The organism is Dellaglioa kimchii, assembly GCF_046115505.1.
Classification (GTDB): domain Bacteria; phylum Bacillota; class Bacilli; order Lactobacillales; family Lactobacillaceae; genus Dellaglioa; species Dellaglioa kimchii.
In genome coordinates, this window is record NZ_CP170736.1 from 678,057 (window position 1) to 703,390 (window position 25,334).

General features: G+C 32.4%; 22 protein-coding genes and 1 tRNA gene. 1 reads left to right on the forward strand and 22 read right to left on the reverse strand.

Translation table 11 applies throughout. From position 1 onward, the window contains the following. From ACE83Q_RS03340 to ACE83Q_RS03430, 19 genes are all read right to left on the reverse strand, one after another. The gene (locus tag ACE83Q_RS03340) at positions 1-2,691 is read right to left on the reverse strand and encodes an AAA family ATPase (RefSeq protein WP_409022711.1); all 2,691 of its coding nucleotides are present in this window, start codon (positions 2,689-2,691) and stop codon (positions 1-3) included. Then, a complete protein-coding gene (locus ACE83Q_RS03345; RefSeq protein ID WP_409022712.1) occupies positions 2,678-3,898 on the reverse strand; it encodes an exonuclease SbcCD subunit D in 1,221 nt (406 codons plus the stop codon). Before ACE83Q_RS03345 ends, ACE83Q_RS03340 begins: the two co-directional genes overlap by 14 nt. 71 nt (positions 3,899-3,969) lie before the next feature. Then, positions 3,970-4,314: a YlbF family regulator gene (locus ACE83Q_RS03350; RefSeq protein WP_409022713.1), complete on the reverse strand. Its 345-nt coding sequence runs from the start codon at positions 4,312-4,314 to the stop codon at positions 3,970-3,972. A gap of 79 nt (positions 4,315-4,393) precedes the next feature. Further along, the gene (locus ACE83Q_RS03355) at positions 4,394-6,514 is read right to left on the reverse strand and encodes a PBP1A family penicillin-binding protein (RefSeq protein WP_409022714.1); all 2,121 of its coding nucleotides are present in this window, start codon (positions 6,512-6,514) and stop codon (positions 4,394-4,396) included. A 153-nt stretch (positions 6,515-6,667) separates the two neighbouring features. Continuing rightward, positions 6,668-7,135 carry an arginine repressor gene (locus ACE83Q_RS03360; RefSeq protein WP_409022715.1) on the reverse strand — a complete coding sequence of 156 codons (468 nt, stop codon included), beginning with the start codon at positions 7,133-7,135 and terminating at the stop codon, positions 6,668-6,670. 70 nt (positions 7,136-7,205) lie between these two features. Continuing rightward, positions 7,206-7,916 (reverse strand): Crp/Fnr family transcriptional regulator, encoded by a 711-nt coding sequence (locus tag ACE83Q_RS03365; protein ID WP_409022716.1) that lies wholly within the window; start codon positions 7,914-7,916, stop codon positions 7,206-7,208. 286 nt (positions 7,917-8,202) lie between these two features. Next, positions 8,203-9,894, reverse strand: coding sequence for an arginine--tRNA ligase (gene argS, locus ACE83Q_RS03370; protein WP_409022717.1), 1,692 nt, complete (start codon positions 9,892-9,894; stop codon positions 8,203-8,205). Positions 9,895-10,151: 257 nt separating this feature from the next. Continuing rightward, on the reverse strand, positions 10,152-11,012 hold the full coding sequence (locus ACE83Q_RS03375; RefSeq protein WP_409022718.1) for a MurR/RpiR family transcriptional regulator: 861 nt from the start codon (positions 11,010-11,012) through the stop codon (positions 10,152-10,154). 27 nt (positions 11,013-11,039) lie between these two features. Beyond that, a complete protein-coding gene (locus ACE83Q_RS03380; RefSeq protein ID WP_409022719.1) occupies positions 11,040-12,494 on the reverse strand; it encodes a PTS transporter subunit EIIC in 1,455 nt (484 codons plus the stop codon). A gap of 21 nt (positions 12,495-12,515) precedes the next feature. Then, positions 12,516-13,406, reverse strand: coding sequence for an N-acetylmuramic acid 6-phosphate etherase (gene murQ, locus ACE83Q_RS03385; protein ID WP_409022720.1), 891 nt, complete (start codon positions 13,404-13,406; stop codon positions 12,516-12,518). 3 nt (positions 13,407-13,409) lie between these two features. After that, on the reverse strand, positions 13,410-14,456 hold the full coding sequence (locus tag ACE83Q_RS03390; RefSeq protein WP_409022721.1) for a MupG family TIM beta-alpha barrel fold protein: 1,047 nt from the start codon (positions 14,454-14,456) through the stop codon (positions 13,410-13,412). Between the two features lie 183 nt (positions 14,457-14,639). After that, entirely contained in the window at positions 14,640-16,409 is a 1,770-nt protein-coding gene (locus ACE83Q_RS03395) for an ABC transporter ATP-binding protein (protein WP_409022722.1), read from the reverse strand. Beyond that, entirely contained in the window at positions 16,409-18,124 is a 1,716-nt protein-coding gene (locus tag ACE83Q_RS03400; RefSeq protein WP_409022723.1) for an ABC transporter ATP-binding protein, read from the reverse strand. Before ACE83Q_RS03400 ends, ACE83Q_RS03395 begins: the two co-directional genes overlap by 1 nt. 193 nt (positions 18,125-18,317) lie before the next feature. Next, a tRNA-Gly gene (locus tag ACE83Q_RS03405) sits at positions 18,318-18,388 on the reverse strand. A gap of 47 nt (positions 18,389-18,435) precedes the next feature. Continuing rightward, positions 18,436-19,800 carry an MATE family efflux transporter gene (locus ACE83Q_RS03410; protein WP_409022724.1) on the reverse strand — a complete coding sequence of 455 codons (1,365 nt, stop codon included), beginning with the start codon at positions 19,798-19,800 and terminating at the stop codon, positions 18,436-18,438. 24 nt (positions 19,801-19,824) lie between these two features. Next, positions 19,825-20,277, reverse strand: coding sequence for a YaiI/YqxD family protein (locus ACE83Q_RS03415; protein WP_409022804.1), 453 nt, complete (start codon positions 20,275-20,277; stop codon positions 19,825-19,827). Between the two features lie 56 nt (positions 20,278-20,333). Then, the gene (locus ACE83Q_RS03420; protein WP_409022725.1) at positions 20,334-21,203 is read right to left on the reverse strand and encodes an SPFH domain-containing protein; all 870 of its coding nucleotides are present in this window, start codon (positions 21,201-21,203) and stop codon (positions 20,334-20,336) included. 16 nt (positions 21,204-21,219) lie between these two features. Then, positions 21,220-21,411: a hypothetical protein gene (locus ACE83Q_RS03425; protein WP_409022726.1), complete on the reverse strand. Its 192-nt coding sequence runs from the start codon at positions 21,409-21,411 to the stop codon at positions 21,220-21,222. A 57-nt stretch (positions 21,412-21,468) separates the two neighbouring features. Beyond that, positions 21,469-22,302: a phosphorylcholine transferase LicD gene (locus ACE83Q_RS03430; RefSeq protein ID WP_409022727.1), complete on the reverse strand. Its 834-nt coding sequence runs from the start codon at positions 22,300-22,302 to the stop codon at positions 21,469-21,471. 156 nt (positions 22,303-22,458) lie between these two features. Here ACE83Q_RS03430 and ACE83Q_RS03435 point away from each other — a divergent pair, with 156 nt between their 5' ends. Further along, positions 22,459-23,079, forward strand: coding sequence for a DedA family protein (locus ACE83Q_RS03435; RefSeq protein WP_409022728.1), 621 nt, complete (start codon positions 22,459-22,461; stop codon positions 23,077-23,079). Positions 23,080-23,133: 54 nt separating this feature from the next. On the opposite strand, the gene ACE83Q_RS03440 is transcribed toward ACE83Q_RS03435, so the two are convergent. The 3 genes from ACE83Q_RS03440 to ACE83Q_RS03450 all read right to left on the reverse strand — a co-directional run bounded on the left by ACE83Q_RS03440 (position 23,134) and on the right by ACE83Q_RS03450 (position 25,281). Next, positions 23,134-23,328, reverse strand: a complete 195-nt coding sequence (locus ACE83Q_RS03440) for a hypothetical protein (RefSeq protein WP_057973343.1) — start codon at positions 23,326-23,328, stop codon at positions 23,134-23,136. 183 nt (positions 23,329-23,511) lie between these two features. Then, positions 23,512-24,699, reverse strand: coding sequence for an acetate/propionate family kinase (locus tag ACE83Q_RS03445; RefSeq protein WP_409022729.1), 1,188 nt, complete (start codon positions 24,697-24,699; stop codon positions 23,512-23,514). 141 nt (positions 24,700-24,840) lie between these two features. Next, on the reverse strand, positions 24,841-25,281 hold the full coding sequence (locus tag ACE83Q_RS03450) for a MarR family transcriptional regulator (RefSeq protein WP_409022730.1): 441 nt from the start codon (positions 25,279-25,281) through the stop codon (positions 24,841-24,843). Between the last annotated feature and the right edge of the window lie 53 nt (positions 25,282-25,334).

Consider the following 25,334-nt stretch of genomic DNA (forward strand, 5'->3'; position numbering starts at 1 on the left):
CTATAACTTAATTATTTTATCATTATCAAATCCAGTTAATCCTGAATCGTCTGCCGTTAAATAAATAATTTGAACTTTTTTACTTATTTCTCGTATTAGTTTTAAAACGGCATTTTTTCTATTTTTATCAAAATTAACAAACCCATCATCAATAATTAATGGTAATTCGATTGATTTATTAATTGTCATGATTAAAGCAAATCTAAGTGCGATATATAGCTGCTCTGCTGTTCCTTGTGACAATTCTCCCACTTCAAATGATACCATATCAGAAGAAACGACGGTTAATAATCCTGATATATTATTTATTTGTGTAAAATGGCCTAATGTTAATAGTTCAAAATAATGATTTGCTAATTGCAACATTTGTGGCATTCTAACCCCAGATGAGTCTTTTAATGCCTCGTTAATCCAATTAATAGTTAACTTTTGAGTTAACCATTTATCAGCTAATTCACTTAAAATTGTAACTTTTTCAGCCAACTCTTGTCGAAGTTCTGTATAATTCCCTTCTGCCTTCAAAGTCCGTAATAACGTCTGTTGATCAATAATCTCCTGATTAATGTTCATTATACTATTTTGCAATTGTTTCAATTGTTCTGTAAGCTCATCTAATTGTTCATCTAAACTTTCTTTCGTTTCAAATCTAGCAAGATTTTTTCTAACCTCCACAGGAAGCTGCTCATTAATTGTATTCAATTTAGATTTGTCTTGAACAAATTGCTTTTGTAAATCGTAATTTTTTTCAAATTGCTCAATTGACGTTAAATGATATTGCGTTAATATTTCATTAATTTGATTAGAAATATCAGCAGTCACATTATCTTCATGCTTTTGTTGTTCATTTAAATAGCCCATTTTATTTTTTATTGATTGTGATTCAGCAATTAAAGGTTGTAATTTATCATTAAAGCCTCTAATTCTAGCTAAACTATCTGCCATATCACTTTTATTTAGTGCTAGAAAACTATCAGCAAAATCTGTCTGATTCAAATAATTTTTTATCTTGTCAGTTAACGTTTTAATTTCTGCTGATTTTTGACTAATTTGATCTGTTATAGACTGTATTCGACTTAAGTCATTTTGAATTGAGAACCACTGATTCTTTGGAAAGTCATCTAAAACGTATTGAATTTGATAATCCGTTAATTCAGTATCAGTTTGTCTCAATTGTTCGTCCAGTTTACCTATCTTCAATTGATTTTCATCAATTTCTGCAGTAATCATTTGTCTTTTATTTTGTATTTGCATCAGAGCATCACTACTTGATTTATCCTTAGAATTAGACTGCTTAAATACAATTATGGTATATACAACTATCATAATATCTAGTATCAATCCCACTATTTTAAACGGCATTGGTAAGATCATACTTAGTACAAATAGTATAACACTTACCCCTACTAAGATACTTTGTTGTGTAGACCATTTACTTTTTTGTACTTGATTTTTTTGATCAATTGATTGATTTAAATCTAATATATCTTGTTTTTTCGCCAATTGTTTTTGTTCAATCTCTTGAAGTAATCGTTTATTATTCTCTTCAGATTTAATTAATGCGACAATATTTTTAAAATCATCAGGATTAAACGCTATCGGAACTTTTCCGTTTATATTTTGATATTGCATCATTAAACGTTCTTGTTCAGTTAATAGTTGGTTTAAGCTCGACTGTTCTAATATAACTTTATCTAAATATTGCTGATTATCAGCTAATTGATCAAATAGTATATCAAAATCGACTTTATTGTTTTCATAAAAATTTATTAAATTTAATGCTGCTAAATTTTCTTTTTCATCGATCACACTCTGATTAATTGATTTTAATCTTTCATTATTTATTTTTTGTTTCTCTAATAAATTTTGTATTTGTTGATAATTATCAACAGAAATCATAGCATCTTCATCAGTTTGTTTTAGCTTATCCGTCAACTCAATAGATTGTTCATATATTGACCAATTTTGCTTTAATTGTTCATAGCGTTGATAATCTTTTGTTAGATTATATTGTGTTGTTTGAAGTGCTTTAATTTGTTTCTTATTTTGATCTAACCTTTTTTGTGTCTCAACATATTCCGGAAATTTCTGTTTGGCATTATTTATGTTATTAACTAAATCATTGTATAACGCAATTTCTTTATTTAACTCAGTTACACGACCTGCTGGCTTATAGACGTGATCAGCATCTTTTTGTATTTTTTTTGTTAATTCTAACCATTCCTGACTACCAACTGCTCCCATTGTTGTTAGATACTCATTTAAATCTTCATTCGTTAAATTAAATACTTGGTTTAACGCCTGCTGATTAAATGAAAATACTTGATTGTATAAATTTTCATCGACTGGATTTAGCCATTCATGTAGCTTATTGCTAGATACTTTCATCCCATCATCACTTTTAACAATAGACACCTTACCACCAGATTTACCTTGTGTACGAGTCAGTCGATATGCATCGTCATCAATTAATAATTCCAACTCCCCACCATATGTGGATGAGTCTTTAGGCAGATATTGTTGGTACTTCTTTTTCGCATTTGCAAATCCAAATAACATACTCAATATGAATGCTGTTAACGTCGATTTACCTGCTTCATTCAAGCCAAAAATAACCTGATTGGTTTGATTAAAATCAAACGTTTTATCGTGCCACTTCCCAAATCCGTAAATTTTAACTTTAGTTATTTTCATCTATATGACCCTCTATCGCTTGATTTTCATGAAGCAATGTTTTTGAATTTTCTTGTAATTCTACTAAATGTCCCGTTTCTAATAAATACGTATTAAGTTCCGGAATTTGTAATAATTTATCAGCGAGTTCAGTCATTCCATCATTAGTAAAAACACGTTTTGCGCTTTCTTCCCAATATTGTTGATCAATTGATTCAAAAGTTATCTTTTTATTAATTACCATTTTAATTTTAACAATCCAATAATAATTATCTGGCATATGTTTTTGAATCCAAGCAGTTAATAAATCACCATTTTGAATGCGATTTATTAGGCTTTCACTAAAATCATCTAAATCAGTGATTTGTACAACTATTAAATATAATTTATTTTTAGAAAAATGTTGGCATTCAGCGTCAATCTTATCAATAGCATCTGACAGTGAATCAATTTTTGCCATTGAAATATTAACCGTTTCCCAATCAATTGTAGATGACGTTATAAACTTAGGAACCAACTTATCTCCATCACTATTCACTAGATAAAACCCTTTATCGCCTGATTCTTTACGGTGACGACCTTGTGTATTTCCAGGATAGATAACTGGGGGTTGTTCATTCAAAATCTGTCTTACATGAATATGCCCCAATCCCCAATAATCATAATTTTTCTGTAATAATTCTTTAACGGTAAATGGTGCGTAACTTTCATCTGATATTGAATTTATACCCTCATTTGCCCCATGGATAAGACCAATATGCCATTTTTCATCACCACGAAGAGGATAATCAACGATCTTTGATGGTTCCCATCTATGTGCATAACTAAACCCAGTTAGTCGAACTTCATCGCCATTTTTTAGAATATGCGTCACTGTTTCAACTTCACTTGTAAATAAAGTTACATTTGATGGAAAAGTTAAATGATCTTGAACGTTATCAGAAAAATCATGGTTACCAAAGCTTAAATAAACATCTATTCCAGCCTTTTTCAGTCGTTCACACTGACTAATTAATGTTGTCTGTGCCATAATACTCATCTCAGATGAGTCATATAAATCCCCAACTAAACAAACAAAATCTACTGATTCTTCAATAGCCGTATCTACGAGATTATTCAAAGCTTTAAATGTTGACTGATAAATCGAATCCATTAACTGACTTGGCACATTTTTTAATCCTCCAAAAGGACTATCTAAATGTAAATCAGCTGCATGAATAAATTTCATCTTCCCACTCCTTTATAAAAAAAAACCTGGTACAAAACATAATTGCTTTGCTTCCAGGGTTTTTATTCGAATTAATTATGGTATAAATCTTGTATTGGTTTTGTGATAATTGAATTAACTTCATTCATAATTTCACTTAGAACTTGTTCTTTAACCATTAAATCTTTGATTGTATCAAAACCACCGATTTTTTCTGAAAGATTATGAGCATTTTCAAGTTCTTCATCTGTCATTTCTTCACCATTCATTTGTTTTTGTTGTAATGACATTTGAATTGTTTGAAATTCTTTAAATAATTTATATGCAATTTCATCTTCTTGCATTTTTGTATAAGCTGATTTCAATGCCTTATATTCTTCCGTTTGACTAAGATCTTGACTCATTTGGTTCGCTGTATCATAAATATTAACAACCATTTCTGATTCCTCCAATAATAATAATTTATATTAACTTAATTAGTGTATCATTTTTATCCATAATTTGCATTGATTTGTTCTAATTTCCAAACATCCCATTAATACTATCACTGAGCCATTTTTGGGCTTTTTTAGCAGAATCAGATAATTTATTTTTTATTTCATCTGTTTGCTTTTCTACTGATTCTAAAATACCATCTCCACTATCATTTGAACCGGTATTATTTGCTAAAGTAGTAGCAGATTTCGTTGAGAAGCTTGTCTGAGCAGTATTAGGTAATATACCTGACATTTCGCTTTTAAATAAGGAATCAACGATATCCCCACTTAAATTTCTTAGGTAATGAGTATCATCAGTTTGATCAAAACCAACCCATGTTGCGACAGTAATGTCTGGTGTATATCCAATAACCCACTGATCTTTCGTCCCATCTGTAGAACCTTTTTTAGCCTCTGTACTTCCCGTTTTACCAGCAACTGTATATCCAGCTGGGACAGCAAGTTCGCCAGTTCCTCCAGTTTCAAAGACACCCATCATCATACTTGTCATTGATTTAGCTACCTTACTACTCATAACTTTAGTTTCACTATTGTCTGAATTATTAACAATCGTTTTACCAGAAGCATCAACAATTTTAGTAATAAAATGAGCCTTTTTTTGAATACCACCATTAGCAAACGCAGTATATGCACTAGCCATTTCGTAGGGTGAGACACCAGTAGTTAAACCACCCAAAGCTAAATCTAAGTTTTTGTCCGAACTTTTAACCGGTATACCAAATTTTTTAACAGCATCGTATCCTTTATCAACACCAATTTTATTTAACAACCACACAGCTGGCGCATTTTTACTAAGTGCCAGTGCCTTATACATCGGTATTTTCCCTGCATATTGATTGTCGTAATTATTTGGTGAATAATTATTTGATCCATATGATTGTTTTTTATCTTTTAATTCAGAATCATAAAAATAGCCATCTTCTAAAGCAGGCATATATACGGCAATTGGTTTTAGTGTGGATCCCGGTTGACGGTTAATCTGAGTCGCTCGATTATATCCCCTAAAAACGTGTTTACCTCTTCCACCAACAACTGCTGTCACACCACCATTCGTTGAATTAATTGCAATTGATCCACCCTGAGCTTTTGTCCCATCATCAGCATCCAAAGGGAACAAGGTAGAGTTATCAAATGATGTTTGCATAGCTTCTTGATGGGTTTGATCCATTGCCGTATAAATTTTATAGCCACGATTCATAATATCTGATTCAGTTAAGCCATAATTTTTAATTGCTTCACTAATAACGGCATCAAAATAATAAGGATATTTATAACCTGATTGATAATCGTACGTATCATTTAATGTAATACCCGTCTGCTTAGCACTTGATAATTCTGCACTAGAGATTTTTTTATTTTCATACATAACATTCAGAACAACGTTACGCCTTTGTTTAGCTGCAACAGGATGATCTATCGGATTATATGCTCCTGGCGATGTTAACATACCCGCAATAACTGCTGCCTCACTAACAGTTAAATCTGAAGCACTTTTTCCAAAATATTTTTTAGAGGCATCTTGAACACCCCAAACGCCATTACCAAAATATGCATTATTTAAGTACATCGTTAGAATGTCTTTTTTTGAATATACTTTTTCTGTTTCAATTGAAATAAATATTTCTTTAGCCTTACGACTATAAGTTTGCTCCTGTGACAAGAATGCATTTTTAACAAGTTGTTGCGTTATAGTACTTCCGCCACCACTAATTGCACTACTTCCAGTTAATCGGTTTTTAACCAATGAAACCACAGAACGTGCCATCCCTTTGATTGAAAATCCATATTCATGGTAAAAATTACGATCTTCTGATGACAGTACAGCATTTTGAATATTGGGTGAAATCTTATTTAATGAAACGTAAGTACCCTTTTGAGAGTATAACGATCCTGCTTTATCGCCATCTTTATCAAAAACCTCAGTTGATTGTTGTAAAGCAGCTTTTAACCCACTAACATTTGTTGTTTTGGCGACATAAGTTAAATACGCACTTGAGCCTAAAATAATTGCCAAAATAAAAATAGTCAACCATTTCCAACCATGCACAAATTTCCATCCCTGTCGAAACCAATTTTTAAATTGAATAAGATGTAATACAAACCAATTGTCATTTTTTGTTCTTTTATTTTCATTTTTCATTAGTTGTCCCCATATTTAATCTTAATATCATTTATTATTTTACCATAGCAATATTATAAAAAGTAAATTAGCATTTTTATTATGATATTTTTAAATATTTAAAAAAAGACTAAGAAATGTAGATGTTATCTACTCCTTAGTCTCACAATATTTTTAAATTAAATTATCTGGATTTGCGTGTTCAGTAAAAATATCATAGACACGTTGTGCGGCCTGTTCATCTGAACTAATAATCATAATTGTATCATGTCCCGCAACAGTTCCAACAATATCCGGGAAGCCAAAATCATCGATAATTGCTGCCAGTAAATTACCGTTACTTGGAATTGTTTTAACAACATTCATAAACTGGATTTTAGTAATATTAGTAACGACTTCAAAAATAATTTCAAATAAATGAACTTCTTCACTCAAATTACCTGACTTAAAAATTGCATATCTCAAATCACCTTGTTCATCTTGAGCTTTAACAATTTTCATTTCACGAATATCTCTAGAAATAGTCGCTTGAGTCGCCTTAATATTCACATGTTCCAATTCAGAAATCAAATCATCCTGCGTAGCAATTACTTTTTTATTAATTAACTGTTCAATTTTAGCTTGACGTATCTCTTTCTTCATAAGAATCCCTCTTTGAATGAGTATTTATTCTTAGTATAGCAAAAGAAATATGAATACTGAAATAATACGCTTAATTTAGGACGATTTTATTCATTTTATTGAATTTTGATTCAAATATAAGCATACCTGAATCTCTAATAATGTAACCATCTAACACTAATTTCTGAATAACTCGTCCAACGGTTTCACGCCGCGTTCCACTAATCGTCGCAATATCTTCATGTGTAATTACATATGGAATTCGAAGACTATTCTCACCATGTTTGTCGGCTAGATTCTCACTTAAATACTGTAACACTTGTGTTATCCGCGTTGTTGTATTACTACATACGGTTCTTAACCTTAACACTTCTGAACAATTTAAAATATTATCAATTTGCCCAAATAAGTACGCAGAAACTTCATAATGTGTTTTAATTAAATTCTCAATAAGTTCAACAGGAATCTTAGCAACCGTCGCTAGTGTAGCAGCACGACTTGATACAGTATAATATTCGCTCTGTAACATTCCACCAATTGGAAATATTTGTTTCGATGTAACATACATATAATTTTGAAAAATACCAGCTCGATCACCACGTTCAATTTTAACTAATCCATCCAAGACAACATAAATAAAATCACGTTTATCATTCATATCAAAGATAGTATTTCCTTTTAGAAATCTTTTAAATGTAATTTGTCCAAAACAAGCTCTTTGCTCATCCTCACTTAAACAATCAAACAACTCATGGTCAGAAAATTCTGATCGATACCTTTGTCTTTCTTTTTCTGTAATCATCCCTTTACTCCCTTAATACCTATATTTATGATATATAACTATCAACACTATCAGATTAAATATAGAATGTCGATTTATTTTTTCGGATTTTGGAGACCCTGGTTTATTTTTTCGATTCACTGATAGTTCTAAATCGTTAATCTAACAGTATCAAAAAGATAAAAATAAACTGGTCGTATTCGCACATCCATTTTGTGTCCAAACGCACAATCATCGTTAAAAAGTACGTCTAACAATATTTAGATAAAATAAAAAAAGTTGACAATTAAGTCAACTTTTTTATTAATTACATTTCTTTTGGTGCATTTACGCCTAATAATCTTAATGATTCTGTTAAAACGACGCTCACACTTTGAACAAGTGCTAAACGAGCTAATTTTTGATCATCTTCAACTAATATCTTCGAATTTGCATAGTATTTATTAAATGCTCTTGATAAATGAATTGCATATTTAGCAATTACTGATGGTTCGTATTCTTTAGCTGCACGTTTAATTATTTTAGGGAAGTCACCAAGTAACTTAATTGTATCCCATGCAGCAGGATCAGAAAGTTCATTGTTACTTTCACTAATTGAAACATCACCCGCTTTACGAATAATACTTTGCGCTCTAGCATTTGAATATTGAACATAGGGACCTGTTTCACCTTCAAAACGAACAACTTCTTCTAAAACAAAATCAAAATTATTCATACGTTCATTCTTTAAATCATGGAAAATAACAGCCCCAACACCAACATCTTTAGCAACTTGTTCAGCATTTGGTAAGTCAGGATTTTTATCTTGAATTTGTTTTTTAGCAAGGCTTGTAGCATCATCTAAAACTTCTTCAAGTAAAATAACACGTCCTGAACGAGTCGATAATTTCTTACCACCCTGTGTGATTAGACCAAATGGAATGTGGTGCATATCATCTGACCAATCATTGCCCATTTCCTTTAAAACAGCTTTTAATTGTCTAAAATGATTAGCTTGTTCATTTCCGACAACATACAATGACTGTACAAAATTATAAGTCCGTTTACGGTAAATAGCAGCAGCTAAATCACGAGTGATGTATAATGTTGCTCCATCTGTCTTTTGAATCAAAGCAGGATTCAAATCATATTTTTCAAGATCAACAATTTCTGCGCCTTGGCTTTCTTTTAATAAGTTTTTATCTTTTAACATTGTCACAACTTCGTCCATCTTATCATTATAAAAGGCTTCCCCTTTAAATGAATCAAATTGAACACCAAGCATGTCATAAATTTTATTGAATGCTGATAATGATTCTGCACGGAACCAAGTCCAGAGTTCGATTGCTTCTTCATCGCCATCCTCGAGCTTTTTAAACCATGCACGAGCTGCAACATCTAACTCTGGATTTTCTTCTGCTTCTTTATGGAAACGAACATAGTATTCAAGTAATTTATTGATAGGATCGGCTTTAACTTCTGCTTCACTACCCCATAATTTATAAGCAGTAATTAATTTACCAAATTGAGTTCCCCAATCACCTAAATGATTAATTTTAATTGGATTATAATTAATTTTAGCCAAGATGTTAGCAATTGAATTACCAATCACTGTTGAACGTAAATGTCCCATCGAAATAGGTTTAGCAATATTAGGTGATGACATATCAATTGGTACATTACCATCATGACCAATATCAGATGAGCCGTACTCACTGCCATTTGAAAGCACTTGTTCAATAATATCTTGACTAAATGCAGCCTTGTTCAAGAAAAAGTTAACATATGGCCCAACTGCAGCAACTGATTCAAATTGACTTTGATCAATTTTTTCCACTAAGTCTTTAGCAATCATCTGAGGTGCTTTTCTAAATGCTTTAGCTAATGCAAAAGCTGGAAATGCATAATCCCCCATATCAGAACTTTTTGGTATTTCAATTTTGGCAATAATTTCTTCTTCAGTAAGGTTTCCATCAACGATAGCAATCAATGCTTGTGCAACTTGTTGTTTATAATTCATTATCCATTCCTCCTAAAATTGTATAAAAAAAGCCCCTTACAAATAATTATGTAAGAGACGAGAATTCCCGCGGTACCACTCTAATTGATTAATATCCACTCAAAATATTCAGTTATTTCTAAAAAGTACGATTCAACTAACGCTTTTATCTAGCTTCCATCAACCTAGACTTGCTTTGAAATTAATTAGTTTACTAGCTTTTATCATCGAATTTATAGTTTGATTGTAACAAATTAATATTATAAAAGATAGTATTTTTAGAATTTAGATTTACTTTTGGTAAAATATTTTTTTACGACATCTCTTGAATCTGTCAATCTTGTAACATTATCATCAAAATGAATTGATACAAAAGAATAGTATACAAGATCGACTGCATATAATTGAGCAATTAAAGAAGTAGTCGCTGCACTTCTGAATTTTTTATTTTCTTCACTATCGTCATGTTCTAAAATAATATCAGCTAATTTGGCCAATGTGCTTTTTTTATTATGTGTTAAAACGATAACTTTTATTTTTTGTTGATTTGCAAGATTTGCTAACTTAATTGCATCCGTATTTTCCCCTGAATTTGAAATCAAGAAAAGAGTTGTTCCTTCTTTTAGTTGAGATAATCCAACGGCAATTAAATGCGTATCAAGTGTTTCTATTACAGACTTACCAACTCGAATAAATTTTTGTTGGAAATCTTTAGCTACAATCTCTGACGCTCCAATTCCATACGCATAAATTATTTTTGACTCTGCAATAACCATTGCAACATTAACGACTTCCTCATCTAACGTTTTATTTGATTCCTCAATCGTATGTTGTATCCGCATGGTTAATTTTTGCTGTGTCGTCACTAAATTATCTTTAGGATTAATTTCCTCGAGCATTGAATTATCATCTTGGATCTCTGCTGATAATTCTAATTTTAATCCTGGAAAGCCAGTATTACTAATACTTTTTCCAAATCGCGTTATTGCCGCAGTGCTGACACCTACCACCTCTGCCAGACTTTGTGTACTCATTCTTATTACTTTCTGAGGGTGATCTAAAATAAACTGTGCTACTTTTCGCTCTACCTTTGTGTATTTATCCATATTTGCTTGTATTGTGTACAAATAATTACCCATACTTCTTACCTCTTTTTATGGTATGTCTTATGCTTCTGTCTCAATCATAGCATCTTTTGGAATACCAAAAAAGAACGTTAAAATAAATCCGCCCGCATATGCCGCAAGTAATCCAAGAATATATCCAATCCAGTGTCCATTACTTATTAAAGGTATCAACGCTACCCCAGAAGGTCCTATTGCAATAGATCCAATATGACCAATCCCACCAATCACTGCTCCACCTATTCCGCCACCAAGACAAGCGGTAATCATTGGTCGTCCTAAAGGTAATATAACCCCATAAATTAATGGTTCCCCGATTCCTAGAAATCCGACTGGTAGAGCGCCTTTAATTAAATTTGTTAATTTTTTATTTTTACGACAACGAACCCATAATGCAATTGCTGCCCCCACTTGGCCAGCTCCTGCCATTGCTAAAATTGGCAATAATAATGTTGATCCAGACTTAGCAATCATTTCAAGATGAATAGGTGTTAAAATTTGATGTAGTCCTAACATTACCATAGGTAAGAAAAATGTTCCTAAAACAAAACCGGAAAATGCACCACCAACTTCTAAGACCCAGTTAATTGATGTAACTAAAGAATTCGAAACAACACCAGCAACCGGCATTACTAAGAAAATTGTCATCATTCCAATAACAAATAATGATATTGTCGGTGTTATAATAATATCTAAAGAATCCGGAATCCATTTATGTAATCGTTTTTCTAAAATAGCTAATACCCATACTGCAAAAATGACGCCAATAATTCCACCCTGTCCAGTACTTAGTGCCTGACCATTAAAGATATTGTGAAGTGGTGCTTCAGGTGTTACTCCACTCAGCAAAGTGACGGCACCGATAACACCACCAAGTCCTGGAGTAGCACCAAATTCACTGGCACTATTTATCCCTACATAGATAACTAAATAACTGAAAACACCATTTTTAATAACATTTAAAACTGCAATAAAATCTGTCCAACTCGAGCTTAAATCCCCTGCAACCATCATATTTCCAAGGACCGCAGCCAATCCACCAATTAATCCCGCTCCAACAAATACTGGAATTAGTGGAACAAAGATATTTGAAATTGCTTTAAGCACTTTTTTTATTGGCGTTTGCTTTTGTTTAGCTTTATGTTCTGCTTTTACTTTAGCAGCTTTGTTCTCAACCAATTCTTTATCAGTCATTTGAGTTGATTGCATTACGTTCTTCAAAGGGAAAGGTTCACCCAATTTAACACCTACTTGTCTTACCATTTCATCTGCAACTTTGTTGACTGTTCCAGGTCCAACTACTACTTGTAAAGTATCATCTTCAACAACACCCATGACACCATCGATATTTTTCAATTTTTCAATATCTACTTTATCTTCATCCCTAATTGTCATTCTAACTCGAGTCATACAATGAATTAATTTTTCAACATTGTCTGGCCCTCCTACATTATCATAAATTTCATTTGCTATTTTTTCGATTTTTTTATCTGACATAATTCAATCCCTCCAAATATTTTATTTAATTGCTTCCCTAACGAAACCATGAGCCCTTTTTAATTTTTCTTTAGCTTGATTCAAATCGTTATCCGTTAAAATCATAACTATTGCCAGTTTGACATCATGTTCAGCTAATTCAAATGTCAATTTTGCTTGTTCATAACCTACTCCGGTTGCATCCATAATAATATGCTTTGATCTTTCAACTAATTTTTCATTTGTCGGTTTAACGTCGACCATTAAATTTTTATATATTTTTCCTACTCCAATCATCGAAATTGTCGACAACATATTTAATACTAATTTTTGTGCCGTTCCTGATTTTAAACGAGTAGACCCAGTCAAAATCTCTGGTCCCACTTCAATCTCAATAACTGTATCGGCATGCTGTCCAATAATTGATTCCTTATTGCAAGCCAGACTTATTGTGTTCGCACCAAGGTGTTTAGCGTAGTCAAGACCACCAATAACATATGGTGTTCTACCACTTGCTGCAATTCCAACAACAGTATCTAATTTTGTTAAACAAATATTTTCCAAATCCAACTTACCCAATTCGTTTGAATCTTCGGCACCTTCAACTGCCACAGTCATTGCTTTCATACCACCAGCAATCAATCCTTGGACCATGCTAGGATCTGTTCCAAATGTTGGTACGCATTCAGCAGCGTCTAAGACACCCAATCTACCACTAGTTCCTGCTCCCATATAAATTAGACGGCCTCCACTATTAAATGATTCAATAATTTTACTAACTGCATCATTAATTTGCGATAACTCTTTTTGTACGCTTTTAGGAACTGTCATATCGGCTTCATTCATTATTCTTGCAACTTCAGCATAATTTAACTCATCTAAATTCATAGTTTGCTCATTTCTAGTTTCCGTTACTAATTTTGTAATATCCATATCTTATCCCTCTTTTATAATTGTATTATTAAATATTATTTTTTGTTTTGCTCCTATATAGTCAATTAAATCCAAATCCGTCTTTTTAACTGTACCAATTCGGTTTACCTTTTTATCAATTGGTAACTTATTTTTCACTATCTGTATTTCTCCGGTATATCTCCCATATAACTTATTATCTTGCGTTATAGTACCTCTCGTTCGATCATCTTCATTATTTAATGGTTCAATAATGAATTGATTTCTTATCCGACTTTCTTCTAACCTTACAACATCCCTAGCCACGTCAGCACGATTATGCCACAACGTATTATCAAGTTCATACGAACTACTTTCAATATCTATTTCTATACTCTGATTTGTAAAATAGTTAACTATCTTATTAATTGTTCTTTGAGAAACTCGTGGATCACCGATATAAACGTCATCAGTATAATTATTCTCAATTAAATCTATTATCGCAGCCAATACATTGTAATTTCGATGTTTTTCTAATGTTGGTAATCCTTTTCCAATTGGCCCTCTAAATATTTTATCTCCTGCCACAAATGCCATCGTACTAAGTCCTGATTCTTTTAACCAATAATTCTTATTTTTTAACCAATCTTCATCTAATCCCGTATCTGGTCGAGGATAATAATTATGCCATGCTTCAATGTTCTTAAAATTTGCATGCTTATCAACTAGTTGCTTAATATCCAGTTCCGAAATCGTACTAGCATTTAATCCAATATCTATATTATTTGATAATTCAGCTATTTTTTCCATACTAATCCCATAATCAATTCTTAAACCTGTGATTCCAGCAGTTTTTAAATCAAAATCCAATAATTTTAAACTTTTTTCTGAAATATCAACCATTAATTTCAAGTTATTTTCAAGACATAAATTTCCTAAAATTTTTAATTCCTCAATGGATTTTTTTCTATCTTCCTCAGGAATATGTAGGGAAGTAAAAATACCCTCAAATCCTGATTTACGCATTACCTCAACATAATTTTTTGTATCATCATCAATTTCATCACCTAAATAAATCGAAAATCCCAACATAATATCTCCTCCATTCGTAAAGAAAGCGTTATCATTAACTAATGACATCATACCTTAAATGATACAAAATTACAATTAAATATATATATATTGTAATTTTTTGTTACTTTATATCTTGTTTTAAATAAAAAAGCTTTCAAATATACTTTATATAAAGTATATTTGAAAGCTTTTTACACTATTTTATTCAAATACAAATTGATTATTATACAGTTCAGAATAGAATCCTTTTTGATCCAATAATTCTTGATGGTTACCTTGCTCAATAACCTTTCCATCCTTCAGAACAACAATTTTATCAGCATCTAATATCGTTTTCAATCGATGAGCGATTACAAAACTAGTACGCCCTTGAATAACTGTATCCATTGCTTTTTGAATTTTAGCTTCTGTTACTGTATCAACATTAGAAGTCGCTTCATCCAAAATTAATAACGTGGGATTAGTTAAAATTGTTCTTGCAATACTAATTAATTGTTTTTGACCAGTTGAAAATACAGAGTTTTCATCCGATACTGTCGTGTCATAGCCTTTTTCTTGACTCATAATAAAATCATGAATGTTAGCTTGCTTAGCAGCAGAAATCATATCTTCATTTGATGCTTCAGGTTTACCAAAGACAATATTATCACGAATTGTTCCTGAAAATAAAACACTTTCTTGAAGAACAATCCCAACATGATCACGAAGACTTTGAAGTTCAAGTTCCTTAACGTTTACGTCATCAAATTCAACTGAACCACCTGTAACATCATAAAAACGATTCAATAAATTCATAATTGTTGTTTTACCTGAACCAGTTGGTCCGACTAAAGCTACCATCTCACCTTTATCAACATTAATTGATACATCATGTAAAATTTCTTTATTAGCATTATAACCAAAATTAACATTTTTTAACTTAACACCATTTGTTAGACCCGTTAATTTTTGCTTATCCTTTGAGTTAACCTCATCTGGTTCATCAAACATTTCATTCAGTCGACCGGCACCTGTAATAGCAAGCTGGAACATACTATACAATGAAGAAATTTGTGAAATTGGTTGGTAAAATTGTTGTGAGTATTGAACAAACACGACAACTAGTCCTAATGCCGTTGTACGTCCCATATCACCGTTCAACGCTAACCAGCTACCAAAGAAGATAACAATGGCTGTATTAACCAAAGAGAGGCCATTCATAACTGGGAAAAGCATCCCTGAATAGACTTGTCCTTTAAACGTTGCTTTACGAACATTTTCGTTATATGGCAAGAATCCTTCAATAGCCTCTTTTTGAAGACCATTAGTAATTACAATTTTTTGACCACTAATTTTTTCATTAATATATCCATTTAATTTTCCAACTTCTTTTTGTTGTATGTCAACATACTTACGTGTTTTAGAAATTAAAATGACCGCAAGAAGTAGCGCGATTGGCGTTGAAGCAATTGTAACCCATGCGAGCTGAACATTCTGTTGGAACATCATAATGATAATCCCAATCATTAGAGCAATATTGCTCATGATTTGTCCTAAGGCTTGATTCATAGCGTTCGAAATATTATCCAGATCACTTGTAAAACGACTTAAAATATCTCCATCTTTATGTGAATCAAAGAATCGAATTGTCATTTTTTGTAATTTTCCAAATAACCCTTTTCGCATTCTATTTGTCGAGTTTCCTGTAATGAACGTAACAATAATATTTGAGAAAAACATCGCTACAATTGAAAAAATATAAAATAAGAATAACATCCACAATGAACTAACAAAGTTTCCTTTATCACTCACTCCTTTTGTTAAACCAATTACGTAGTCTGCCAATGCTGTAATTGCTTTTCCCATATACACAGGTGCTTTTACTTGGAAGTATGTCGATGCAATAATTGCAACAGTCATAACTGTAAAACCTAATTTATAGCTTTTCAAGTAGTGGAAGAAGAATGCCATCGATCTATTCATATCTTTCATTAGACAGTCTCCTTTCCTTTTTGAGTGTTATAAATTTCTTGATAAATTTGACTATTTTCAACGAGATCCCTATGTGTCCCCTCGCCAACTAATTTACCATCATCCATAACAAAAATGCGATCCGCATTAATCACAGACGAAATTTTTTCGGCAATAACAAATGTTGTTGTCTCTTTCAATTCATTATTTAATGCTTTTTGAACTAATTTTTCTGATTGTGCATCAAGCGCTGATGTTGAATCATCTAAAATTAAGATTTTAGGTTTACCAATAACACCACGCGTAATTGATAAACGTTGTTTTTGACCACCAGAGAAGTTAGCTGAACGTTCTTCAACCTCTGCATCATAACGTTCTGGTAATCGATTAATAAATTCAGATGCTTGGGCAATTTGGCTGGCCATATCCATATCTTTCTCGTTCGCATCTTCTTTACCTTGACGTAAGTTGTCTGCGATTGTGCCAGAAAATAGGATAGCCTTTTGTAAAACAAATGCGACTGTTTTACGAAGTGATTTTTCATTAACATCCTTTAAATTCTCACCACCAACTTTAATCATTCCTTCTTGAGGATCAAATAATCGTGGAATCATTTGAGCTAAAGTTGATTTACCTGAACCAGTTGCACCAACAATTCCTATCATTTCTCCAGGTTTAACATCAAAACTAACATGTTTAAGTGTTGGTTTATCATCACCTTCATATGAAAATGAGACATCTTCAAAACTAACAGATCCCGTTAAATCTTCCTCTGGAACATCTTGGTAATAAATATCTGGTTCTTCATCTAAAATTTCGCGTAGTCGTTTAATCGAAACCATCGCACGAGCACTAAACGTCATCATCATTCCACCAATAATAATGGCAAACATGATTTGCATTAAGTAATTAACAAACGAAGTAATAGCTGTAACTGTACTTGGATCCGTTTTAGCTAAATCACCTACAAAATAAATTGCGGCTACAACAGCCATATTTCCAATTAATGTAAATGCAGGAATTAAAACAGCAAATAGAGTTCCAACATAAATATTTTGTGCATTTAAATCATCTGAAACTTTATCGAAACGTTTTTCTTCATTTTTTTCTTGATTAAATGACTTAACAACACGCACACCCATCAAGTTTTCTTTAGCTAACTCATTCACTCGATCAATTAAGCCTTGCATTAACCCAAAATGGCGTCCCATACGACCAAAAGTTAACATTGAAATACCTAATACGCAGACAATTAAAATAATGATAATCCACCATAAATCTGCAATTGTATTCATAGCTAAAATAAACGCACCAATAAATAAAATAGGTACTCGAATTAATGTCTGTAAAATTGTCATAATTAACGTTTGAATTTGAGTAATATCATTGGTTAAGCGAACCACAATATTCCCTGCTTGGAATCGTTCAATATTACTAAAAGAAAATGTTTGAATCTTTCTAAAAGCAGTTTCACGAATATCTGCACTCATTGATTGCGCTACTTTTGCTGATAGAATTGTATTCACAACACCTGCCAACAATCCAATAACAGCAACTCCAATCAAGTACAAACCAAGTGTCGTAATTTTATCACCCTGATCCTTTAAAATAGCATCAATTACTTTTTGTAACAATTTAGGTTGCCACAATGTTGAAACAGCCATGATAACCACCATGACGATTGCCCAAAAAATATCTACACGATATTTTTTAGCATGTTTTAATAAAATATCCACTTTTTTCCCCCTTAATTCTGTCCATTACAATGTTTTTTTATACAAAAAACTAATATCAGTTACTAAACTTAGCAAAAATAACGTTTAATTGCAATCATTTTGACTAATTATAATCTATTTAGTCAATTAAAATTTACAAAAAAAACCAAGATTAAATATCTTGGTTTCAATATCATTATCTTATTCATTTTTAAGCGGGCGACGAGAATCGAACTCGCGACATCAGCTTGGGAAGCTGGAATTTTACCACTAAACTACGCCCGCAGAACGTTGATTAGTATAGCATATTTCCGTGCTTTTGTCATAACTAATTAGGCATGTTTATTTTCAGCTTTTTGTTCGAGATCTAAACGTCTCAAATTTTGTACTGCCTTCATATATGAATAAATCAGTACAATGCATGACCCACCCCAGGCTAGTGGATTTGCAAAACAAGCTCCTGCATACCCAAAAGCACCAGCTAAAAAGATAGCCGCAAATGATCTCATCAGTAATTCTACAACTCCAGCAACTGTTGGCACGATACTTTGCCCTAATCCCTGTAACGTATACCTAATGACAAACAGTACTGACAACAGCAAGTAAAATGAACCATTAATATTAAAGTAAACCTGCGATAATGCCACAACTTTTGGTGCATTATTTCCAACAAACAGTGTAACTAATTGTTGACCAAATAAAATAACTAAAAGACTTGCAACGATACTAAATGTTCCAGACATTAACAGACACTTTTTTACCCCATCCAAAACGCGACCATATTTTTTTGCGCCATAATTTTGGGCAGTAAAAGTTGCCATCCCAATTCCAAATGACATCATTGGTTGCGTTGATAATTGATCGATCTTAGACGCTGCCGTGGTACTGGCAACTGCTGTCGTTCCTAAACCGTTTAAAGCTGACTGTAGCATAATTGCACCAATAGCAATTATTGAAGCTTGAAAGGCCATTGGTAGAGCCACATAAAGGTGCTGGTTAACATCTTTCATTGTGATTCCTCTAAAATGGTGTCGACCAATATGTAAGACGGGAATTTTTCGATAAATGTAAATTAAACAGAATACAACGGAACATGATTGCGCAATAATAGTTGCAATACCAGCGCCAGCAACTCCCCAATGAAATACCAAAATAAATAATAATTCTAAACCAACATTAATAATGCTGGCAAAAATTAAAAAGTATAATGGCGTGCGACTATCCCCTAGCGCCCTAATAATATTAGATAAAATATTAAATGCCATTGAAGCAAATATTCCACCAAAAATGATACTAATAAAAGTTTGTGCATCATCAAATATTTCTAGTGGTGTCTTCATAAGTGTTAAAATATCTTTGACAAAAAACAAACTAACCGCTGTTAAAATTACCGTTGCAACTAGACTAATCAAAAGTCCCACTGCAAAGCTTTTTCTAACACCACGATAATCTTTTGCCCCAAATCGTTGTGCCGTAATAATAGATAAACCTGCAGTTAATCCTTGTGCAAATCCAATAATCAAAAATTGAATACTCCCGGTCGAACCAACTGCAGCTAGTGCATCCACACCTAAAGTTTGTCCAACAATCAACGTATCAGAAATACTATATAATTGTTGAAATAAATTACCAACCAATAATGGTATGGTAAACATAAAAATTAATTTTGCTGGATTACCCGATGTTAACGATCGCAAATAAGACCCTTCTTTTCTTTATATTTATTTAATTCCTTTTTCATTCAATAATAAAATAAATGCTTTTTTAAAGTTAGCTCTATCCTGGTTTGAAAAGGCGCTTGGACCCTTCGTACGCTGGCCCGATTTCCTTGCCATTGCACTTAAATATCTTGAATCCAACATACTATCGATATTGGTATCTGTATATTCAAATCCTTTATGATGCATCACAATCACACCTTTTGGTAATAAAAGAGAAGCTAGTCCGTAATCTTGTGTAATCACAACATCTGATTTTTCAGCTAACTTTACAATTCTATAGTCTGCCGCATCTGGCCCTTGATCAACATAGCTAACCGAAACATTTTCAGGATACTTTTTAGTTGAGAAATGTGGCGTACTTGTAATCAGCAACACACTTATATTCCGTAGTTCGGCTTCAGCTATAACCTCATTTTTCACAGGAGACGCATCCCCATCAATAATAATTTTCAAATTAACCACTCTCATTCCTAGTAAAAAAACTTCCAAGTAATAACCTCTTGAAAGTTTTATTTAGCCTCTGGTTTTAATAATGCATTAATTGCTGGAATTTGTCCTAAACTATCTATCGCATTACTTGGCATAACAACTGTATTTGCGTCACTCTTTGCCAATTCTTTAAAAGCCTCAATATTTTGGCTAACAAAATAACCATTACCAACTTTATTTAATGATAAATTAACTGCATCTATTCGGTATGCTTCAGCATCAGCCGTCTTTTTGACTGCTTCAGCCTTTGCTTGGGCTGAATTAACCCATGCATCATTATCAGCTTTATTTTTTAGTGCAACTGATTTACTGTAACCTTCTGCTTCAGCAACAGTAGCATCACGATTTCTAGCGGCTTTCAATAACTTATTCATTGAATCTTGAATTTCAACTGAAGGTTTTACTGTATCAATATTAATTCGATCAACATTTAATCCATAACCAGCCGTCACATTAGAAATTTCACCAAATAAACCGCGATTAATTTCTTGCGTTCCATTCAAAACTTCATCTAACATTTTATTACCAATGATGCCACGCAAAGAGGCACGTGTATCTTGAATCATACTACGAACAGAGTCTTCATTTTTAAACACAAAATCTTGGATGTCAGTAACGTGATACTTCAATGAAATTTTAACTTCAATTTCAGCATTATCTTTTGTAATCACAACTTGTTTATCAAGATCTAAAGGTTGTTGTGCCGTACTAACACGAATTACTGAAGAAATAAATGGTTTAATAAAATGTAAGCCTGGAGCTAATGTTGTTTCATACTTTCCTAGAGTTATAACAACACCTTGATGAGGTTGTCTAATAATTCGAATAGTTGCTGGTAAAATCATGACCAATAATATAGCAATAATAATAACGACTAAAAGTCCCAACATAATAATTTAACCACCTTTATATTTTTTTTACGTCTAATCCTTCAACATGCGTTTTAATGATTCGAACAACATCTCCACTTACTAATGTTTCATCACTGAAATAATGATAGTAGATACCAAAAAACTCGACCGTGCCTTGAATATTTTTACTGTCAATTGTAAATTCCCGGTTAAGCAACCGCTCGTCAATAATTGATTTTCTATCCATATGAAAGCACCTCCATTTGTCATCTTTAAACGTATCTCATTTACGTCATAAAATCAATCAATCAATTTCATTATCAAAAGTAAAATCATTTCGATCCAAAATAGTCACTTTTTCAATATGCTTTTCAATCTGTTTACTTTCAGGCGGTAATTGTAAATAATCACCATATAGACGGCTTAAAATTGCATCATATGCACTTAAAATAGTTACCGTAAGATTCTCAAAAGGAACTTGAATCACGTCTGCTAATTCCTTTTCTGATAGTAACTCTTTTTCATATGAGTATTGTGAAGCTAAATTTTTATATTCTGAAATGGTGTCATCTTGATTATACGTTCTTACTAGTTCGTCTCTTTTTTCTTTATACTCTTTAGTTTTACGACTTTGATCAGGTTGTAATTTCCTAATCTTTGCGTTAATTTCGGTATCCATTAAACGATAATTACTCAGTAAAAGAATTTTTGCGTTAAGATATCGATATTTTGATTGTTGAATAGATCGTTCGACATCACCTGTTGGTACTTTATCAAAAGGAAAAATATCTACAAAAACACCTTTTCTAGCGTCATTGATATTTCTTTTCTCTTCGACATGAATAGATTCATCAAGTAGTTTTGCATATCCAAACGCATAGTTAGGATCACTTTGATCAGTTTGGAGAAAATAATAAGGTTGGCTAATCTCTTGGGGAGCAATTTGTAAGAATCGATCGTAATCATCCCTTACCATTCCGATATCGACATCATCATCCCACGGAATAAACCCTTGATGTCTAACCGCACCTAATAAACTGCCACCAATCATAAAATACTTTATATTATTTTTTTGACAAATTTCAACGACTTCCTGGATTAAATCTAATTCTACTTTGTGTAATTCTTCAATTTTCATTTTTACCACCCTAAATCGTCTTATTCTTTCCTCAATTGTACCAAATTTAACTCTGAATACGAAAATTATTTAATTTTTATTAAGCTAATCCTTTTTCATTACTTTATTTCTTTGCATCATGATATGCTTTAATTATTAAATAAAAGGGGTGCCTAAATGCAAGAAACCATAATTGACTTAATCGGCCAACATGGCTATCTAGGTGTTGCGTTACTGATCGCCATTGAAAACATTTTCCCACCAATTCCTTCTGAAATCATTTTAACATTTGCAGGTTTTATAACGCTCTCAAGTTCTCTTACACCAATTGGTTTAATTATTTCTGCCACTATTGGGGCGACTATCGGCGCTTTAATCTTATATTCGATTGGTCGCTTTTTAAGTACAGAACGTTTAAATCAATTTTTTGCCAGTAAGTATGGTTCTTGGCTTGGTCTAAAACCCATCCATATTGAAAAAGCGACTGAATTTTTTGTAAAATATGAAAATCGTGCTATTTTCTTAGGCCGTTTTGTCCCAATCGTTCGAAGTTTAATTTCTATTCCCGCTGGAATTACAAAATGTAAATTGCGTTTTTTTATTCCATTAACCTTTTTTGGAACATTAATTTGGAATACTGTCCTCATTTATCTTGGGGCATTTGCTGGGAATGCTTGGGCGGAAGTTGCAGCAACAGTTGATATTTTTGCTACAGTAGTTGGTATCATCTTGTTAATTGTTTCGTTCTTCGGTATCTATAAACTAATTAATTTAAATAGGAACAAAAAAAACGATTAAATTCAATTATGAATTTAATCGTTTTTTACTACTTTTATTTCTCAAAAAGCAGGATTAATCTTCCGCAACATCGATAGCTTCTAATAGAATATTCAGTTCAGAACATTCTCTTTCAAGCGATTTTTCCTCTTGGAAAAAGCTATCTCGAATTGATGATTGTTGTCTGTTTCCAATGTTACTTCTAAGATCAGCAAGTTTTTGCATCGCTGCTTGATACTCACTCATAATATCAAGTTTACACCTACTCATTAAGTTACGCCTCCGAATGATGACAACAACTTGTTGTCAGTAATAATAATTTATAATGTCTAATTTAACACTTTTTTAATAACTTGTTAACCCTTTAAATATTACCGTTATGTTACAAAATAAAAAAAGACATCACAATGTGATATCCTTCTTATTTTAAGCCACTATTTTAACCATTTATTTTTACATTAATGATTGAACATCGCGTGCAATAACTAATTCTTCATCAGTAGGTATCGCAAAAATCTTAACAGCAGACTCTGGCGTGCTAAGCATAACCTGTTCACCCATTTTCTCGTTATTTTCAGCATCAAAGCCAACACCTAAATATGCTAAATGTTCAATAACGCGACGACGTACAATTCGATCATTCTCACCAAGACCAGCAGTGAAAATAATACCATCAACCCCTTGCATTTCTGCAATGTATTGACCAATATATTTAATAATATTTTGAACATAGATTTTGACAGCTAAATCAGCGCGAGGATTTTTTCCTAATTGAGCTTTAACATCGCGCATATCAGGAGAGATACCTGAAATACCAACTAGCCCAGATTCACGGTTCAAAATATTAATCATTTCATCTATATCAGTAATTTTTAATTGTCTCATCATGTAAGCAACTAGCGATACATCTACATCACCTGAACGTGTTGCCATGGTAATTCCAGCAAGTGGTGTAAAGCCCATTGATGTATCAATTGATTTACCACCAACTGTAGCTGTAATTGATGCTCCTGCACCTAAATGTAATGTAATTAATTTTAACTCTTTAGGATCTTTATCAATTAGTTTTTCGGCTTCTGAGACGACATAACGAACACTTGTCCCATGAGCACCGTAACGTCTTGCGGCATATTTTTCATACCATTCATAAGGTACACTGTACATGTAACTTTCTTCTGGCATCGTCTGATGGAAGGCTGTATCAAATACAGCAACACTTACTGCATCTGGTAAGATTTCTTCAAATGCCTGGATACCTAAAAGATTAGCTGGATTATGTAATGGTGCTAATTCAGATAATTCATTAATTTTTGCAATTGTATCGGCATTTACTAATGTTGATTTTTTGAAATATTCACCACCAGCAACAACGCGATGTCCAACACCGGAAATTTCATTAAAATCAGCAATGATATCCAATTGAAGCAATAATTTAAGTAATAATTGTACACCTACTGAATGATTGTCGATATCTAATACATCTTCATATTTTTTACCGTTATCGTATTTAATCGTTAAAATTGAGTCTTTAAGTCCAATTCTTTCAATCAATCCTTTAGCAATAACAGTTTCCTCTGGCATGCTAAATAATTGGAATTTTAAACTTGAACTACCTGCGTTAATTGCAATAATTTTTGTCATATTCTTCCTCCAATAATGATTTCATTTGGTATTAATTTAATCCTTAAAAAACAATTGTTTTTTTAAGTAGTATATTAAACTAATATACTACTTATAGAAAACGCATACAACACTTTCAAGCAAAAAATGGTACACAGAATTTTATTTTCTGTCTACCATTATTTTTTGCCCGAATTCTTTCATTAAACTAAGCAGTAAAACTGCTTTATCTTCACCTAAAACATTTACCCAAGTATCAAACCGTTTCTTAATTGACTCAGTCACAACTCGTTCTACTTTTGCACCCTGATCAGACAAGCGTAGGTTTATTCTTCTTCTATCAACTGTGTCTTGTTCTTGATAGATGTATCTTAATTGTTTTAGTACGTTTAATTGGCGTGCAATTGCACTCCTTGAAACATTTCTTTTTTTAGCGATATCAACCATGCTTATATCTTCAGTGCTATGGATATCTTTTAAAATTAAGAATTGTTCAAAAGATAAATTAAACTCACTAGTAGGTTGTGAAATGAATCCTTCCACATTCTTAAAAGTTCCTAAATACATACTAATATAGTCATCCATTAACTTAGTTGTTGTCATTGCTAATTCTCCTCTGCATGTTCTACCTACAGTTAAATTTAGCATATAACGCG